Annotated in this window: 15 protein-coding genes; all 15 read right to left on the reverse strand. The window is 71.2% G+C overall.

Features of this window, described 5'->3' with window-relative positions; translation table 11 throughout:
- Window positions 1-14: 14 nt before the first annotated feature.
- Genes FHD63_RS11795 through FHD63_RS11865 form a run of 15 tightly spaced genes read right to left on the reverse strand, consistent with a single transcriptional unit; the run spans window position 15 to window position 17,394 of the window.
- The gene (locus FHD63_RS11795) at window positions 15-1,022 is read right to left on the reverse strand and encodes a polyprenyl synthetase family protein (protein WP_139722213.1); all 1,008 of its coding nucleotides are present in this window, start codon (window positions 1,020-1,022) and stop codon (window positions 15-17) included.
- Window positions 1,019-2,554: an NADH-quinone oxidoreductase subunit NuoN gene (gene nuoN / locus FHD63_RS11800; protein ID WP_238705643.1), complete on the reverse strand. Its 1,536-nt coding sequence runs from the start codon at window positions 2,552-2,554 to the stop codon at window positions 1,019-1,021. The genes FHD63_RS11795 and nuoN overlap by 4 nt, the downstream gene beginning before the upstream one ends.
- Window positions 2,555-2,565: 11 nt before the next feature.
- Window positions 2,566-4,122, reverse strand: coding sequence for an NADH-quinone oxidoreductase subunit M (locus FHD63_RS11805; RefSeq protein WP_170215602.1), 1,557 nt, complete (start codon window positions 4,120-4,122; stop codon window positions 2,566-2,568).
- Window positions 4,122-6,098 carry an NADH-quinone oxidoreductase subunit L gene (nuoL, locus tag FHD63_RS11810; RefSeq protein WP_139723111.1) on the reverse strand — a complete coding sequence of 659 codons (1,977 nt, stop codon included), beginning with the start codon at window positions 6,096-6,098 and terminating at the stop codon, window positions 4,122-4,124. Before nuoL ends, FHD63_RS11805 begins: the two co-directional genes overlap by 1 nt.
- Before the next feature lie 15 nt (window positions 6,099-6,113).
- A complete protein-coding gene (gene nuoK / locus FHD63_RS11815; protein ID WP_139722215.1) occupies window positions 6,114-6,413 on the reverse strand; it encodes an NADH-quinone oxidoreductase subunit NuoK in 300 nt (99 codons plus the stop codon).
- Entirely contained in the window at window positions 6,413-7,285 is an 873-nt protein-coding gene (locus tag FHD63_RS11820; protein ID WP_139722216.1) for an NADH-quinone oxidoreductase subunit J, read from the reverse strand. Before FHD63_RS11820 ends, nuoK begins: the two co-directional genes overlap by 1 nt.
- On the reverse strand, window positions 7,282-7,992 hold the full coding sequence (gene nuoI / locus FHD63_RS11825; protein ID WP_170215603.1) for an NADH-quinone oxidoreductase subunit NuoI: 711 nt from the start codon (window positions 7,990-7,992) through the stop codon (window positions 7,282-7,284). The genes FHD63_RS11820 and nuoI overlap by 4 nt, the downstream gene beginning before the upstream one ends.
- A complete protein-coding gene (gene nuoH, locus FHD63_RS11830) occupies window positions 7,985-9,415 on the reverse strand; it encodes an NADH-quinone oxidoreductase subunit NuoH (protein WP_139722217.1) in 1,431 nt (476 codons plus the stop codon). The genes nuoI and nuoH overlap by 8 nt, the downstream gene beginning before the upstream one ends.
- Window positions 9,412-11,955, reverse strand: coding sequence for an NADH-quinone oxidoreductase subunit G (locus tag FHD63_RS11835; RefSeq protein ID WP_139722218.1), 2,544 nt, complete (start codon window positions 11,953-11,955; stop codon window positions 9,412-9,414). The genes nuoH and FHD63_RS11835 overlap by 4 nt, the downstream gene beginning before the upstream one ends.
- On the reverse strand, window positions 11,952-13,265 hold the full coding sequence (nuoF, locus tag FHD63_RS11840; RefSeq protein WP_139722219.1) for an NADH-quinone oxidoreductase subunit NuoF: 1,314 nt from the start codon (window positions 13,263-13,265) through the stop codon (window positions 11,952-11,954). The genes FHD63_RS11835 and nuoF overlap by 4 nt, the downstream gene beginning before the upstream one ends.
- A complete protein-coding gene (gene nuoE, locus FHD63_RS11845; RefSeq protein WP_238705644.1) occupies window positions 13,262-14,209 on the reverse strand; it encodes an NADH-quinone oxidoreductase subunit NuoE in 948 nt (315 codons plus the stop codon). Before nuoE ends, nuoF begins: the two co-directional genes overlap by 4 nt.
- Complete coding sequence (locus FHD63_RS11850) at window positions 14,206-15,624, reverse strand: NADH-quinone oxidoreductase subunit D (RefSeq protein WP_139722220.1); 1,419 nt, start codon at window positions 15,622-15,624, stop codon at window positions 14,206-14,208. Before FHD63_RS11850 ends, nuoE begins: the two co-directional genes overlap by 4 nt.
- Window positions 15,624-16,454, reverse strand: coding sequence for an NADH-quinone oxidoreductase subunit C (locus tag FHD63_RS11855; RefSeq protein ID WP_238705645.1), 831 nt, complete (start codon window positions 16,452-16,454; stop codon window positions 15,624-15,626). The genes FHD63_RS11850 and FHD63_RS11855 overlap by 1 nt, the downstream gene beginning before the upstream one ends.
- Window positions 16,451-17,005 carry an NADH-quinone oxidoreductase subunit B gene (locus FHD63_RS11860; RefSeq protein ID WP_058890547.1) on the reverse strand — a complete coding sequence of 185 codons (555 nt, stop codon included), beginning with the start codon at window positions 17,003-17,005 and terminating at the stop codon, window positions 16,451-16,453. The genes FHD63_RS11855 and FHD63_RS11860 overlap by 4 nt, the downstream gene beginning before the upstream one ends.
- A gap of 23 nt (window positions 17,006-17,028) precedes the next feature.
- A complete protein-coding gene (locus FHD63_RS11865) occupies window positions 17,029-17,394 on the reverse strand; it encodes an NADH-quinone oxidoreductase subunit A (protein ID WP_010146291.1) in 366 nt (121 codons plus the stop codon).
- Window positions 17,395-17,402 lie beyond the last annotated feature (8 nt).

Here is a 17,402-nt window from a genome sequence, read left to right on the forward strand (position 1 = left end):
GCGCGACGCGGTGGTCAGCGGGAGCGGTCGGCCACGCCGTCGACGAGCGCCCGCAGGGCGTCCACGGCCGGGGACGGCTCCAGGTCCTCCAGCAGGGCCCGCGCCTGCGCCGCCATGGCCAGCGTCCGCTCCCTGGCCTGCTCCATCGCCGTGTGGGGACGCAGCAGCGCGAGGGCCTCGGCCAGCTCGGCCGGGTCGTCGATCGGGCCGGCGAGGAGCTCGCGCAGACGCGCGTCCGCCGGGTCGGAGCCCCCGAGGGCGTAGAGCACCGGCAGGGTCGCCTTGCCCTCGCGCAGGTCGGTGCCCGGTGTCTTGCCCGACGCGTCGGCCTCGGAGGCGACGTCGAGCAGGTCGTCGGCCAGCTGGAAGACGACCCCGAGGGTCTCCCCGTAGGCCGTGAGCGTGCGCACGGTGGCCTCGTCGCAGCCGCCGAACATCGCGCCGTAGCGCGCCGCCGTGGCGATGAGCGACCCGGTCTTGTCGGCGAGGATCGACAGGTATGCCTCGACCGCGGCGTCCTGCCCGCCCGCGGGGGGCGGGGTGGCACCCTGGCGGTCGTCCCGGATCTGCCCGGCGCACAACCGGATGAAGGTCTCCGCCTGGATCCTGACGGCCTCGGCGCCGAGACCGGCCACCACGGCGGAGGCGGTGCCGAAGAGCAGGTCGCCGACGAGGATCGCGGTCGCGTTGCCGTAGCGCGCGTTGGCGCTGCTGACCCCCCGCCGCAGGTCCGCCTCGTCCATGACGTCGTCGTGGTAGAGCGAGGCGAGGTGCGTGAGCTCCACCCCGACGGCGGCGTCCACCACCTGGTCGTCCCACCCCCGGCCGACCTCGCTGGTCAGCAGCGTGAGCAGGGGGCGGAACCGCTTCCCCCCGGCCCGCGCCAGGTGCAGGTTGGCCTCTGCGATGAAGGGGTCGTCGTGGTCGACGACCTCCTCGAGCCGCGCCGCTACCCGGTCCAGCCCGGTCTGGACCCGCCCGGTCAGCGCGTCGTCGGAGCCCGGGACGGTCGCGGTCCTCACCGCAGGAACGCCGCGGTGCTCTGCGCGAGATCCAGGACCGGGGAGGGCATGACACCGAGAGCCAGGGTGATGGCGACACCGACGAGGATCGCGACCGACGTCATCCAGGACGGTCGCACCACGACGGTGCCGGCCGCGTCGTCCGGGTCGCCGAGCCACATCTGGACCACGAGGACGAAGTAGATGTAGGCCGTGACCGCGCTGGCGAGCACGCCGACGACCGCCAGCCAGGCCCAGCCCTGGCTCACCGCGGCCGAGAAGACGGCGAACTTGCCGGTGAAGCCGGAGGTGAGCGGGATGCCCGCGAACGCCATGAGCAGGAAGGTGAAGCTGGCCGCGATCCACGGCGAGCGGCGGCCCAGGCCGGCCCACTGGTCGACGAGCGTCGCCTCGGTCCCCGCGCTGCGCACGAGCGCGACGATGGCGAAGGCCGGGATGGTCATGAAGCCGTAGGTCGCGAGGTAGAACATCGTGCTGGAGACGCCGGCCACGTCGAGGGCGACCACGCCGGTGAGGATGAACCCCGCGTGGGCGATCGAGGAGTAGGCCAGGATCCGCTTGACGTCGGTCTGCACGATGGCGAGCAGCGCGCCCACGACCATGGACAGCGCGGCCACGACCGCGATGACCGGCTGCCACTCCAGCCGGGCACCCTCGACGGCGACGTAGAGGACGCGCAGCATCGCGCCGAACGCGGCGACCTTGGTGCAGGCCGCCATGAAGCCGGTGACCGGGGTCGGGGCGCCCTGGTAGACGTCCGGGGTCCAGGCGTGGAAGGGCACGGCGCCGACCTTGAAGAGCAGGCCCACCGCGACGAGCAGGACGCCCGGGACGAGCAGGCCGTCCATGCCCACGTTGCTGCTGATGGCGGCCGCGATGTCGGAGAACCGCATGGAGCCGGCGTAGCCGTAGAGCAGCACCGCCCCGAAGAGGTAGAAGGCGGAGGAGAAGCTGCCGAGCAGGAAGTACTTGAGCGAGGCCTCCTGGGACAGCAGGCGACGGCGCCGGGCCAGGCCGGCCAGGACGTAGAGGGGCAGGGAGAGGATCTCCAGCGCCACGAAGAGCAGGAGCAGGTCGTTGGCGGCGACGAAGAGCATCATCCCGCCGACCGACATGAGGGTCAGCGGGTAGACCTCCGTCGTGGTCGCGCCGACCTTGGTCGCCAGGGTCTCCTCCGCCGAGCCCGGGGTGGACACCCCGGACTGGGTGAAGGCGTCGGGCTGCTCGCCGCCGAACCGCTCGCTCATGACGAGCAGACCCAGGATGGAGAGCACGAGCACCAGACCCTGGAGGGCCAGGGCCACCCCGTCGACCGCCACCGTGCCGGCCGCGGTGATGCCCTCGTTGTCCCGGCCGAGCAGGACCAGCGCCAGCAGCGCCAGGACGAGGGTGGCGATGGACAGCGGGACCTGCACGGCATACCGCGTGCGCCGCGAGGCGAAGCCCTCGACCGTGACCCCGACCAGGCCACCGACGAAGACGATGATCATCGGGAGCAGCGCCGTGTAGTTGATGTCGGGCGCGACGAACATGGAGCCACCCATCAGTGGTCACTCCCCTCGGTCGAGTGGTTGGCGGCGGTGTCGACGGCAGGTGCCGGATCACTGATCCCCACCGTCTGCAGCGTCTGCTGCACGGCGGGCTCCAGCAGCTCGAGCACCGGCTTGGGGTAGAAGCCGAGCACCAGGAAGGCCGCGATGATCGGCGCGACCACCCACTTCTCCCGGCCGCTCATGTCCGCGACGTCCTCGACCTCGGGGCCTGTCGGCCTCGGGCCGGTGGCGACCTTCTGGTACATCACCAGGATGTAGACGGCCGCGAGGATCACGCCGATGGCGGAGATGACCCCGAGCCACGGGTGCCGGCCGAAGGTCCCCACGATGACGAGGAACTCGCTGACGAAGGAGTTGAGCCCGGGCAGCGCCAGGCCGGACATGCCGGAGACGAACAGCGCCCCGGCCACCAGCGGGGTGACCCGCTGCCAGCCGCCGAAGTCGCGCAGGTCGCGCGAGCCGCGGCGGACGATGAGCATGCCGGCGACGAGGAACAGCCCGGCGGTGGTGAAGCCGTGGTTGACCATGTAGAGCGTCGCGCCGGTCTGGCTCACCGTGGTGAAGGCGAAGATGCCCAGCACGATGAAGCCGAAGTGGCTGATCGAGGTGTAGCTGATGAGGCGCAGCATGTCCGTCTGCCCGATGGCCAGGAACGCCCCGACGAAGAGCGAGACCAGCGCGAGCGCCAGGATGACGGGCGTGGCCCACTGGCTGGCCTCGGGGAAGAGCGTGAGGCAGAAGCGGATCATGCCGTAGGTGCCCACCTTGTCGAGCACGCCGACCAGCAGGACCGAGGTCGCCGGACGGGCCTGCTCGGCCGCCAGCGGCAGCCAGGTGTGGACCGGCCACATGGGGGCCTTGATCGCGAAGGCGATGAAGAACCCGAGGAACAGCCACCGCCCGGCCTCCACCGACAGGTCCATGCCGGTGAGGTTGGACAGCAGGAACCCGTCGGTCCCCCGCGGCCCCGCGAGGTAGACCCCGATGACGGCGACGAGCATGATGAGCCCGCCCGCGAGCGAGTAGAGCAGGAACGAGGTGGCCGCCCGCGCCCGGCGGCTCCCCCCGAAGACCCCGATGAGGAAGTAGACGGGGATGAGCATCGCCTCGAAGAAGACGTAGAACAGGAACACGTCGATGGCCGCGAAGACGCCGACCATCATCGAGGTGAGCGCCAGCATGAGCGCGAAGTAGGCGTGCTGCCGTCGGCCGACGGACGGCACGTCGTCCCAGGCGGCGACGATGCAGATGGGCACGAGCACCAGTCCGAGCAGGATCATCGACAGCGAGATGCCGTCGACCCCGAGGGCGTAGGACACCCCGAACTGCGGGATCCAGGAGTAGACCTCGGTGAGCTGAAACGGCTCCCCCGCGGTGCCGCCCCCGATCCGGAACTGGGTGGCGGCCCCGACGCCGACCGCCAGGGTCAGCAGGGCCACGCCGAGCGCGACCGGGCGCACGATCGTGCTGCCCTTGGGCAGCAGGGACACCACCAGCGCGCCGACGAGCGGCAGCACGAGCAGCGTGGTCAACCAGGGAAAACTCATCACTGCATCACCCAGACGGCACCGAGGATCGCGACGACGCCCAGGAGCATCGTCAGGGCATAGGAGCGGACGAAGCCGTTCTGCGCGCGGCGCAGCATCCGCGACAGGCTGTTGAGCCCGCCGATCGTGCCACCCGTCACGGTCCCCTCGACCAGCACGCTGTCGGCCTCCACGGAGGTCCGCGCCAGGGTCATGGTGGGGCTCGTGAAGAGCGCGTCGTTGAGGTCGTCCTGGTAGAGGTCACGGCGGGCGGCGCGGGTGAGCGGACCGGCCTCCGGTGCGGTCTGCGGGACCTCGCGCCGGCCGTACATCATCCAGGCCAGGCCGGCCCCGGCGACCATGAGCACGAACGCCAGGATCTGGATGGCCAGGACCGGGATGAGCGGCTCGCCGTGCTCGGCGTGCCCGAAGACCGGCTCGAGCCAGTCCGTGATGATGTGCGTCGGGTAGAGCACCAGACCGAGGACCAGCGAGCCGAGCGCGAGGATCATCATCGGCACGGTCATGACCAGCGGCGACTCGTGCGGGTGGGCGTCCTCGTGCCAGCGGGCCTTGCCGAAGAAGGTCATGAAGAACAGCCGGGACATGTAGAACGCGGTGATGCCGGCACCCAGCAGGGCGATGCCGCCGAACACCCAGGCCCGCCAGCCCGGCTCGGCGAAGGCGGTCTCGATGATGAAGTCCTTCGAGTACCACCCCGCGGTGAAGGGGAAGCCGATGATCGCCAGCCAGCCGGCCAGGAAGGTGAAGAAGGTGATCTTGATGTCGGTGCGCAGGGCGCCGAAGCGGCGCATGTCGACCCGGTTGTCCATGGCGTGCATGACCGACCCGGCCCCGAGGAACATGTTGGCCTTGAAGAAGCCGTGCGTCACCAGGTGGAAGATCGCGTAGAGGTAGCCGACCGGTCCCAGCCCGACGGCCAGCATCATGTAGCCGATCTGGCTCATGGTCGAGGCGGCGAGGGCCTTCTTGAGGTCGTCCTTGGCGCAGCCGACGACCGCGCCGTAGAGCAGCGTGACCGCGCCGACGACCGCGACGACCAGCCGGGCGTCCGGGGTGAGGTCGTAGATCGCCTGGCTGCGGGCGATGAGGTAGACGCCGGCGGTGACCATCGTCGCCGCGTGGATGAGCGCCGACACCGGGGTCGGGCCGGCCATCGCGTCGCCCAGCCAGCTCTGCAGCGGGAACTGCGCCGACTTGCCGCAGGCCCCGAGGAGCAGGGCCAGGCCGATGAGGGTCAGCGTGAGGTCGCCCGCTCCCGCGGCGCTGCCGTGCACGGTGGCGAAGTCCAGCGCCCCGAAGGTCGCGAGCATGATCGCCATGGCGGTGATGAGCCCGACGTCACCGACCCGGTTGACGACGAACGCCTTGTTGGCGGCGGCGGCGTAGTCCGGGTTGTCGTTCCAGAAGCCGATGAGCAGGTAGGACGCCAGGCCGACACCCTCCCAGCCCACGAAGAGCAGCAGGTAGGAGTCGGCGAGCACGAGGATGAGCATCGCCGCGACGAAGAGGTTGAGGTAGGCGAAGAACCGGCGCTTGTCCGGGTCGTGCTCCATGTAGCCGAGGGAGTAGACGTGGATGAGGCTGCCCACGAAGGTGATGAGCATGACGAAGGCCAGCGACAGCGGGTCCAGCAGCAGGCCGGCGGAGAGCGACAGGTCACCCACGCTCACCCAGTCCCACAGCGGCACCGACAGCGCGCGCTCCTCCGGCGCCAGGCCGGTGAGCTGGACGATGACGGCGACGCCGACGCCGAAGCTCCCCCAGGACAGCGCGGTCGCCAGCGCCGGTCCCCAGCGGTCGGTGCGGCGTCCGCCGAGCAGCAGCACCGCCGCGCCGAGCAGCGGCAGCGCGACGAGCAGCCAGCCGAGCGCCGCGAAGCCCTCGGCCGGGGTGGCGTGCACGGCGCTCGCCCCCCCTTCGTGTTCGGCCGCCGCGAGGCTGAGGGTGGCCAGCCCGTGGCTCAGGTCGTGCACAGACACGAGCGCTCCTTACAGCTTGAGCAGGTTGGCGTCGTCGACCGAGGCCGAGCGACGCGCACGGAAGATGGACATGATGATCGCCAGCCCGACGACCACCTCCGCCGCGGCGACCACCATGACGAACAGGGCGTAGACCTGCCCGTCGAGGGTGCCGTGGATGCGGGCGAAGGTGACCAGCGCCAGGTTGCAGGCGTTGAGCATGAGCTCGATGCCCATGAAGACGATGATGGTGTTGCGCCGCGTGAGGACGGTGATCGCGCCCAGGGCGAAGAGCACCACGGACAGGTAGATGTAGGCCTCGAGTCCCATCAGCGCTCCTCCCCGTCCGACCGGTCGGTGCCGTCGTGCTTGGTCATCTCGTTGTCGGCGGCGGCGTTGGTCCCCGACGGCAGGTCCTCGCGGGACTGCTCGGCCGGGGGCTGCCCGTCGGAGCGACCGCTGCCCGAGGGCAGGCGGTACTCACCGGGGTTGGTGACCTGGCCGCGGGCGACGAGCACGCGCGGGACGGACTCCTCGACCGGGCTGCCGTCCGGCGCCAGGGCGGGGGTGTCCGCGGCGTTGTGCCGGGCATACACACCGGGGTTCGGCTTGCCGGCGAGCCACTCCCCGGCGCGCAGCCGTTCCTGGGAGATCTGTCGCTGGGTCCGCTTCGGCGTGAGCCGCTCGCGGTGCGCCAGGACCATGGCGCCCATGACGGCGATGACGAGCAGCGCCCCCAGGGTCTCGAAGGTCAGCACCTGGCGCTCGAAGATCTCCCTGGCGAGGGCGGTGACGCTCCCCTCGGCCTGCACCGTCTCCAGGCCGACGGCCGCCGGCCAGGAGACCCGGGTGAGGCCGTAGACGGCGGCGGCGACGAAGAGCGCGCCCAGCCCGAAGGCGAGCACGCGCTGGCCGCGCAGCGTCTCGACGGTGGAGTCCGACGCGTCGACGCCGACGAGCATGACGACGAAGAGGAAGAGCATCATCACGGCGCCGGAGTAGACGAAGATCTGGATGATCCCGACGAACTCGGCCTGCTGGACGATGTAGATGACGCCGAGGCTGATCATCGTCATGGCCATCGCCATGGCGGCGTGGACCGCCTTGCGGGCGAAGAGCAGCCCGAGGGCACCGGCGACCGCGACGACGGCGAGCACCCAGAAGAGACCGACCTCCATCCCGTCGATCCGGTCCGGGGTCATGACCGTGCCTCCGCCTGGTCGGCGTCGGCACCGGCCTCGTCGCGCCGGGCGTCCCGCTGCTCGACGTAGTCCTGCTGGCCGCTCGTGGCGCCGGTGACCTTGCCCTGGTAGTAGTCGCGCTCCTCCATGCCCTCGGCCATGGGGAACGGCGGGGTGAGCATGTCCGGGCGCAGCGGCGCGAGCAGCTGGTGCTTCTCGTAGATGAGCGGGGCCCGCTCGGAGTCGGCCATCTCGTACTCGTTGGTCATGGTGAGCGCGCGCGTGGGGCACGCCTCGATGCACAGGCCGCAGAAGATGCAGCGCAGGTAGTTGATCTGGTAGACGCGGCCGTAACGCTCGCCGGGGCTGAAGCGGGCCTCGTCGGTGTTGTCCGCACCCTCGACGTAGATGGCGTCGGCGGGGCAGGCCCAGGCGCACAGCTCGCACCCAACGCACTTCTCCAGGCCGTCCGGGTGCCGGTTGAGCTGGTGGCGACCGTGGAAGCGGGTCGCCGTCTTGCGCTTGACCTCGGGGTACTCCTGCGTCGGCACCTTGCGGAACATGGTCCCGAAGGTCACCCCGAAGCCGGCCACCGGGGCGAAGAGCTGACCGAGCAGCCCCGGCTCCTTCCTGCCGTCGCCGGACACGGTCTCGCCGCGACGGGCGGGGGTGCTGTCGGCGTGCGTGCGGGCGGGCTCGTCGGTATGAGGCTCGGTCGGGTCAGCCACGGCGCTCCTCCTCGGTGGTGCGGTCGGTGCCAGGGTCGTCGGCGTCGCGGGGGCCGGCGGCGACGGTCACCGGTCGGGCCTGCTCGACGGCCGGCCGCGGCTCGACGAGCCGCTGACCGGGCATGGGTGGGACGGGGTACCCGTCGGCGAACGGGTCGATCTCCTCGGGGACCTCCTGCGCCTCCTCGCGTGCCGCGGCACGACGCTGGGCGTAACGGTCCCAGAGGAGGATACCGATGAGGACGAAGACGCCGATGCCGCCCAGGGTCAGCACGGTCACCCAGCGGCCCTCGCCGAAGTAGCCCTCCTGCGCGGACCGGATGAGCATGACGGCGACGACCCAGACCAGCGACAGCGGGATGAGGATCTTCCAGCCGAGCGCCATGAACTGGTCGTAGCGCACGCGCGGCAGCGAGCCGCGGACCCAGACGTAGAAGAAGATGAAGCCCCACATCTTGGCGGTGAACCACAGCAGGCCCCACCAGCCGGAGTCCAGGGCGCCGTCGAAGAGGACGTTGAGCGGCCACGGGGCGTGCCAGCCGCCGAGGAACAGGGTGGTGGCCAGCGCGGACACCGTGAACATGTTGATGTACTCGCCGAGGAAGAACATGCCGAACTTCATCGAGGAGTACTCGGTGTGGAACCCGCCGCCGAGCTCGCCCTCGCCCTCCGCGAGGTCGAAGGGCAGCCGGTTGGTCTCGCCGATCATCGTGATGACGTAGACGACGAAGCTGAAGAACAGCGGCACGATGTACCACAGCGGGATGCCCAGGACGGTGCTCTGCTGCTGCGCCTCGACGATCTGGCTGGTCGACATCGAGCCGGCGTAGAGGAACACGGCGACCAGGGACAGGCCCATGGCGATCTCGTAGGAGATGACCTGGGCGGTGGACCGCAGCCCGCCGAGCAGCGGGTAGGTCGAGCCCGAGGACCAGCCGGCCAGGACGAAGCCGTAGGCGGACACGCCGGCCACCGCCAGGACGAGCAGCACCGCGACCGGGGTGTCGGTCAGCTGCAGCGGGGTGGTGTGCCCGAACATCTGCACGTCCCCGCCCAGCGGGATGATGGCGAAGGAGACGAAGGCCAGCGACGCGACGATGAGCGGCGCGGCGTAGAACATCAGCTTGTCCGCGCCCTTGGGCGTGACGTCCTCCTTGAGGAAGAGCTTGATGCCGTCGGCGGTGGTCTGCAGGATGCCGAGCGGACCGAGCCGGTTGGGCCCGGGGCGCTGCTGCATGCGCCCGATGACGCGTCGCTCGAACCAGATGACGATGACGACGGAGATCATCACGTAGACGAACAGCAGGAAGGCCTTGACGAGCGAGAGCCACCACGGGGTGTCGCTGAAGTCGGCGGCCGGGAGGTCCTGCGTGACGAGCGGGACGCTCGCCATCACCTCGGGGTATGCCGTGAGCAGGCTCATGCCTCACCTCGTGCGGTCGGTCGGTCGGGTCCGGCGGTGCTGCCGGCGGACAGCGAGACCACGGCCCCGGCGTCCACCCCGAGGGTGGCCCGGACCGTGCAGCCCGGGGAGTTGGTCGGCAGCCAGACCACGCCGTCCTGCATGGCGGTGACCTGGACCGGCAGCTCCAGCGAGCCGGTCGTCGTGGCGACCCGCACCGTCCCGCCGGCCTGGACGCCGGCGTCGGCGGCCGTGGCCGCGGACAGCCGGGCCACCGCCGTGGGGGCGGTGCCGGCGAGGAACGGCTCCCCGTCCTGCAGACGGCCCGCGTCCAGCAGGTGGTGCCAGGTCGCGAGGACGGCCTCACCGGCGACGGGGCTGGCCGGACCGGCCGCGGCGACCGTCGGGGCGGCCGGCCGGGTGCCCGCCCACCGGTCCAGACCGGTGAGCTCGTGCCGGACCTCGGTGACCGTGCCGGTGCCGAGCCGCACGCCGAGGGCGTCGGCGAGCCGGTCGAGGATGACGTGGTCGGAGCTGGCGCCGGACGCGATGGCCCGCTCGAAGGGCCGCAGCCGGCCCTCCCAGGTGACGTAGGCGCCGGCCTTCTCCTGCTGCGGCGCCACCGGGAGGATGACGTCGGCGTAGGCGTGCACCTCGCTCTCGCGGACCTCCAGGGAGACGACGAAGGCGCGCTCGAGCGCCCGCCGGGCGAGGGCCGGGTCGGGCAGGTCGTCGATCTCGACGCCGCCGACCACGAGGGCGTCCAGCTCGCCGTCCGCGGCGGCCTGGAGGATGGCGGTGGCGTCGCGCCCGACGGTGCCGGGGAGCACGTCCACGCCCCACCGGTCGGCGACCTCGGCCACGGCACCCGCGTCACCGACCGGGCGACCGCCCGGCAGCAGCCCGGGGAGCGTGCCGACGTCGACGGCACCGCGCTCACCGGCGCGACGGGGCACCCAGGCGAGGGCGGCGCCGGTGGTCTGCGCGAGGGCCACGGCGGCCGACAGCGCCCCGGGGGTGGCGGCGAGGCGCTCCCCCACGAGGATGACCGAGCCCGTGGCGAGGGCGTCGGAGGCGGCGTGCACCGGGTTGACGTCGAGGGCCTCGACCGGGCCGTCGTCGGCCGTGCCGGGGCCGTCGCTGCGGCGCTGGGCCAGCGCGTGCAGGACCTCCGCCTCGGTGCCCGGCGCGGAGGACAGCAGCATGCCGTCGAGCTTCTCCAGCCCCCGGGTCGCGAACGGCGCGACCGCGAACACCTGGGTGGCGTGCTTGCGCAACCCCTTGCGCAGCCGCAGGAAGACGATCGGGCTCTCCTCCTCCGGCTCGAGGCCGACGAGCAGGACCGAGGGCGCCGCCTCGAGGTCGGCGTAGCTGACCTCGCGCTGACCCGCGACGGCGGCGGCCAGGAAGTCGGCCTCCTCCGCGCTGTGCGGGCGGGCCCGGTGGTCGATGTCGTTGGTGCCGAGGGCGACCCGCGCGAGCTTGGCGTAGGCGTAGGCGTCCTCGACGCTCACCCGGCCACCCGGCAGCACCCCGACGCCACCGGCGGCCCGCGCCCCGGACAGGCCGGCGGCCGCGGCGGCGTAGGCGTCGCGCCACGAGGTGACGGCATACTCCCCGTCGCTGCCGCGCACGACCGGGTCGTGCAGACGGTCCGGCAGGGTGGCGTAGGCGAAGGCCCACCGGCCCTTGTCGCAGTTCCACTCCTCGTTGACCTCGGGGTCGTCGAGGGCCATCCGGCGCAGGACCTGGCCGCGGCGGTGGTCGGTGCGCAGCGAGCAGCCGGAGGCGCAGTGCTCGCACACGCTCGGCGTGGAGACCAGGTCGAAGGGGCGGGAACGGAAGCGGTAGGCCGCGCCGGTCAGCGCCCCCACGGGGCAGATCTGCACGGTGTTGCCGGAGAAGTAGCTCTCGAAGGGCTGCTCCTCGTAGATGCCGACCTGCTGCAGGGCCCCGCGCTCGATGAGCGCGATGAACGGGTCACCGGCGATCTGCTCGGAGAACCGGGTGCACCGGGCGCACAGCACGCACCGCTCGCGGTCCAGCAGCACCTGGCTGGAGATGTTGACCGGCTTGGGGAACGTCCGCTTGACGTCCTCGAAGCGGGAGGTGGGGCGCCCGTCGGACATCGCCTGGTTCTGGAGCGGGCACTCGCCGCCCTTGTCGCAGACGGGGCAGTCGAGGGGGTGGTTGACGAGCAGCAGCTCCATGACGCCGGTCTGCGCCTTGTCGGCCACCTCGGAGGTGTGCTGCGTGCGCACGACCATGCCCGGCGACACCGCGATGGTGCAGGACGCCTGGGGCTTCGGCATGGGCTTGAGGTTGCCCTCGCGGTCCGGGGTGGACACGTCCACCAGGCACTGGCGGCAGGCCCCGACGGGCTCCAGCAGCGGGTGGTCGCAGAAGCGCGGGATGTGGATCCCGACCTCCTCGGCGGCCCGGATGACGAGGGTGCCCTCCGGGACCGCGACCTCGACGCCGTCGATGGTGACCTCCACCGTCGGCACGTCCTCCTCGGTCACCTCGTCGGGGATGGTCGGGTCACTGATCTCCACGCTCATGCGGGCTGGCTCTCCTTCGCGAAGAGGGTGTTGCGCCCGGCCGGGAAGGTCTCCTGCCAGGGCGTGTGCATGGCCTCCTCGAACTCCTCCCGGAAGTACTGGATGGCCGAGGTGATGGGGCTCGTGGCGCCGTCCCCCAGGGCGCAGAAGGCGCGGCCGAGGATGTTGTCGCAGATGTCGTCCAGCTTCTCGATGTCACCCGGACGGCCCTGGCCGGCCTCGAGCCGCTCCAGGATCTGCTTGAGCCAGAAGGTCCCCTCCCGGCACGGCGTGCACTTGCCGCACGACTCGTGCGCGTAGAAGTCGGTCCAGCGCGACACCGCGCGCACCACCGAGACCGTCTCGTCGAAGATCTGCAGCGCGCGGGTCCCGAGCATGGAGCCCTCGGCGGCGACCGACTCGAAGTCCAGGGGCACGTCGAGGTGGGCGTCGGTGAAGATGGGGGTCGAGGAGCCGCCGGGGGTCCAGAACTTCAGCTTCTTGCCGCCGCGCATGCCGCCGGCCATCTCCAGCAGCTCGCGCAGGGTGATGCCGAGCGGGGCCTCGTACTGCCCCGGGCGCTCCACGTGGCCGGACAGGCTGAACAGCCCGTAGCCCTGCGATTTCTCGGTCCCCATCCCGGCGAACCAGTCGGCGCCGTGCAGGACGATCGAGGGCACCGAGGCGATGGACTCGACGTTGTTGACCACGGTCGGGCGGGCGTAGAGACCGGCGACCGCAGGGAACGGCGGCTTGAGGCGGGGCTGGCCGCGACGGCCCTCGAGCGAGTCGAGCAGCGCCGTCTCCTCGCCGCAGATGTAGGCGCCGGCACCGGCGTGGACGGTGATGTCCAGGTCGAAGCCGGACCCGAGGATGTCCTTGCCGAGGTAGCCCGCGGCATACGCCTCCTCCACCGCCCGCATGAGGCGGCGGTAGACGTGGACGATCTCGCCGCGGACGTAGATGAAGGCGTGGTGGCAGTCGATCGCGAACGAGGTGATGATCATGCCCTCGATGAGGAACTGCGGAGCCGCCATCATGAGCGGGGTGTCCTTGCAGGTGCCCGGCTCGGACTCGTCGGCGTTGACGACGAGGTAGCGGGGACCGCCGTCCGGCGGGGGCAGGAAGCCCCACTTCATGCCGGTCGGGAAGCCGGCACCGCCGCGTCCGCGCAGGCCCGACTCCTTGGCGGCGGCGACGAGGTCGGCCGCGTCGCCGGCGAGCGCCGTGCGCAGGGCACGGTAGCCCTCGTGCTGCTCGTAGGTCTCCAGGGTCCAGGACCGCTCGACGTCCCAGAACTCGGACAGGATCGGGGTCAGCTGAGTGCTCACGCCTCGTCTCCCTTCGTCTCGTCGACGTCCTTGACGCCCTCGGAGGTGGGCACATCGTCGGGTTCGTTGGCGTCGGTGTTGACCGAGCCGTACATGCCCTGGGACTGGCCTCCGGCCTGCCCCTCGGAGGTGGCCTCGGTGTCGGTCCCGGAGTCGGGTCGGGGTGCGGTCCACCCCTTCTCCTTGGCGAGCAGGGTGCCGCGCAACGAGGCCTGCCCCGCGCCGGGCCCCTCGTCGGCCAGGCCGTCGGGGAAGCCGGCCAACACCCGGCTGACCTGCTTGAACGTGCAGACGCGGGAGGGACCGCGGGTCGGCGTCACCGGCTCCCCGGCGCGCAGCCGGTCGGTGAGCTCCTTGGTGCTCTCCGGGGTCTGCTCGTCGAAGAACTCCCAGTTGACCATGACCACGGGGGCGTAGTCGCAGGCCGCGTTGCACTCCACCCGCTCCAGGGTGATCCGGCCGTCCTCGGTGGTCTCGTCGTGGCCGATCCCGAGGTGCTCGCTCACCTCGTCGAAGATCTGGTCGCCACCCATGACCGCGCACAGGGTGTTGGTGCAGACCCCCACGGTGTACTCGCCGTTGGGGTGCCGCTTGTACTGGGTGTAGAACGTCGCCACCCCGCTCACCTCGGCGGTCGTGAGGTCGAGCAGGTCGGCGCACAGCCGCACCCCCCGGCCGGTGACGTAGCCGTCCACCGACTGCACGAGGTGCAGCAGCGGCAGCAGGGCCGAGCGCTTCTGCGGGTAGCGGGCGATGACCTGCTCGCCGTCGGCGACCAGCCGGGCCAGCACGTCCTCCGGGTAGGGCTCCTCCGAGGCGTGCAGCGGCGTGTGGTGGTGCAGGGGTCCGTGGTCGGAGTGACCGGGCACGCTGTGGTGCACCCGTCGCTCGGACGCCTCGTCCAGCTGGCTGCGCATGTCCTCGCGCTCGTGCGTACCGCTCATCGGTCCACGCCTCCCATCACGGGGTCGATCGAGGCGACCGCGACGATCACGTCGGCGACGAGGCCGCCCTCGGACAGCGCGGAGGCCGCCTGCAGGTTGGTGAAGCTCGGGTCCCGGAAGTGCACGCGGTAGGGCCGGGTGCCGCCGTCGGAGACGGTGTGCACCCCGAGCTCGCCCTTGGGCGACTCGACCGCGGCGTAGGCCTGCCCGGGCGGCACCCGGAAGCCCTCGGTCACCAGCTTGAAGTGGTGGATGAGGGCCTCCATGGACTCGCCCATGATCTCCCGGATGTGGTCCAGGCTGTTGCCCTGGCCGTCCGCGCCGACCGACAGCTGGGCCGGCCAGGCGATCTTCTTGTCGGCCACCATGACCGGCTCGCCCTCGCTGGCCCGCAGCCGCGCGATCGCCTGCTCGGCGATGCGCAACGACTGCCACATCTCGTCCAGCCGGATGCACAGGCGGCTGTAGGCGTCCATGTCGCGCCGGGTGACGACGTCGAAGTCGTAGGTCTCGTAGCCGCAGTAGGGATCGGCCTTGCGCAGGTCGTGCGGCAGGCCGGTCGAGCGCAGGATGGGGCCGGTGATCCCCAGCGCCATGCAGCTGGCCAGCGACAGGTAGCCGACGTCCACCAGGCGGCCCTTGAGCACCGGGCTCTCCAGCAGCAGCTTCTCCAGCTCGCTGATCCCCCGCCGCAGCAGCGGCAGCTCCTCCTCGAACTGGTCGAGGTGCTCGGGCAGGACGTCCTGCGCCACGCCGCCGGGGCGGACGTAGGCGTGGTTCATCCGCAGGCCCGAGACCGCCTCGAAGAAGCGCAGCAGCCGCTCCCGCTCGCGGAAGCCGATGGTCATGACGGTGGTGGCGCCGAGCTCCATCCCGCCGGTGGCCACCGCGATGAGGTGGGAGCCGATCCGGTTGAGCTCCATCATGAGCACCCGGATGTCGTTGGCCCGCTGCGGGATCTGGTCGGTGATGCCGAGCAGCTTCTCCACGGACAGGCAGTACGCGGCCTCGTTGAAGATCGGCGTGAGGTAGTCCATCCGGGTGCAGAACGTGGTGCCCTGCGTCCAGGTGCGCACCTCCATGTTCTTCTCGATGCCGGTGTGGAGGTAGCCGATGCCGGCCCGCGCCTCCTGCACGGTCTCGCCGTCCAGCTCCAGGATGAGCCGGAGCACGCCGTGGGTGGACGGGTGCTGCGGACCCATGTTGACGACGATCCGCTCGGCGCCCAGCGCGGCCACGTCGCGGGCGATGTCGTCCCAGTCCCCGCCGGCCGCGGTGAAGACGGCGTCGCCGTCCGCGTCCGAGGTCGGGCCGCCCTCGGCGTACAGGTCGGTGGGGGTGGAGTCGAGGTATGCCGCGCCCTCGTCGGCCGGGCTGCCGGCCACCTGCTCGTCGGTGCTGTTCGTCGTCGCCATCAGGTGTAGCTCCTGCGCTGGTCGGGGGCCGGGACGGTGGCACCCTTGTACTCGACGGGGATGCCGCCCAGCGGATAGTCCTTGCGCTGCGGGTGGCCGGGCCAGTCGTCCGGCATGAGGATGCGGGTCAGGCCCGGGTGACCCTCGAAGACGATGCCGAACATGTCCCAGGTCTCCCGCTCGTGCCAGTCGTTCGTCGGGTAGGTGCCGACGATCGACGGGATGCGGGGGTCCTCGTCGGGACAGGTGACCTCGAGGCGCACCCGGCGCACCCCGTGGGTGATGGACTGGAAGTGGTAGACCGCGTGCAGCTCGGCACCGGTCTGCTGCGGCCAGTGCACCCCGGAGACGCCGGTGCACACCTCGAAGCGCAGCCGCGGGTCGTCGCGCAGCGGTCGCACCAGCGCCAGCAGGTGGTCCCGGTGCACGTGCAGCGTCAGCTCGCCGCGGTCCACGACGACCCGCTCCAGACCGGCGGCGAAGGCCTCGGGCGCCGCGGCCTCGAGGGCGTCGACGACCTCGTCGAAGTAGGAGCCGTAGGGGCGCTGGGCCGCACCCGGCATGAGGACGGGCACGTCCAGCCCGCCGTAGCCCGAGGTGTCGTTGCCCAGGGAGGCTCCGAACATGCCCTTCTTGCGGGCCACCTCGACCGGGTCGTGGTCCTCGGCGCGGGTCGCGGCCGGGACCGAGCCCCCGCCGCTCTCCTGCGCGTGGCCCGGGCTGACCTTCTGGTCCTCGGTGCGTTCCGGTGCGTTGACCCGGTCCTCCGTGGTCTCCTGCACCACCGGCTGCTTGTCCGGGGTCTCCGGACCGCTGCTCCGCCCGCTCACGCCAGCAACCCCTTCATCTCGCTGGTCGGCATCGCCTTCATCGCGGCCGACTCCGCCGCCCGGGCGGCCTCCTCGCGGTTGACCGAGAACTTGAACTCCCGGATCTGCTTGTGCAGCTCCAGCACCGCGTTGAGCAGCATCTCGGGCCGCGGCGGACAGCCCGGCAGGTAGACGTCCACGGGGACGATGTGGTCGACCCCCTGAACGATGGCGTAGTTGTTGAACATGCCGCCGGAGCTGGCGCAGACACCCATGGAGATGACCCACTTGGGGTTGGGCATCTGGTCGTAGACCTGACGCACGACCGGGGCCATCTTCTGGGACACCCGGCCGGCGACGATCATGAGGTCGGCCTGCCGCGGGGTGGCGGCGAAGCGCTCCATGCCGAAGCGGGCGATGTCGTAGTCGGGGGTCCCCACCGCCATCATCTCGATGGCGCAGCAGGCGAGCCCGAAGGTGGCGGGCCACACGGAGTACTGCCGGAGGTGACCGGCCAGCCCCTCGACCGTGGTCAGCATGATCCCGCCGGGGATCTTGTCCTCGAGTCCCATCGTTCAGCTCACTTCCCTCGTGCTCAGTCCCATTCGAGGCCGCCCCTGCTCCACTCGTAGACGAAGGGCACCGACACGACCACCAGGAAGAGCAGCATGGCCAGGACGGAGAAGAGCCCCACCTGGTCGAAGGCCACCGCGAAGGGGTAGAGGAAGAGCACCTCGACGTCGAACACGATGAAGAGCATCGCGGTCAGGTAGTACTTCACCGGCACACGGCCGCCCTCGTGGGCCTGCGGCGTCGGCTGGATCCCGCACTCGTAGGCCTCGGCCTTGGCACGGTTGTAGGTCGTCCGCCCCAGCAGGGCACCACCGAAGACCGACCCGAAGGCGAACAGGAGGCCGAACAGCAGGAAGAAGACGACCGGCAGGTACGGGTGGTAGTCCATCAGTGCCA

Source organism: Serinicoccus chungangensis (genome assembly GCF_006337125.1).
Classification (GTDB): domain Bacteria; phylum Actinomycetota; class Actinomycetes; order Actinomycetales; family Dermatophilaceae; genus Ornithinicoccus; species Ornithinicoccus chungangensis.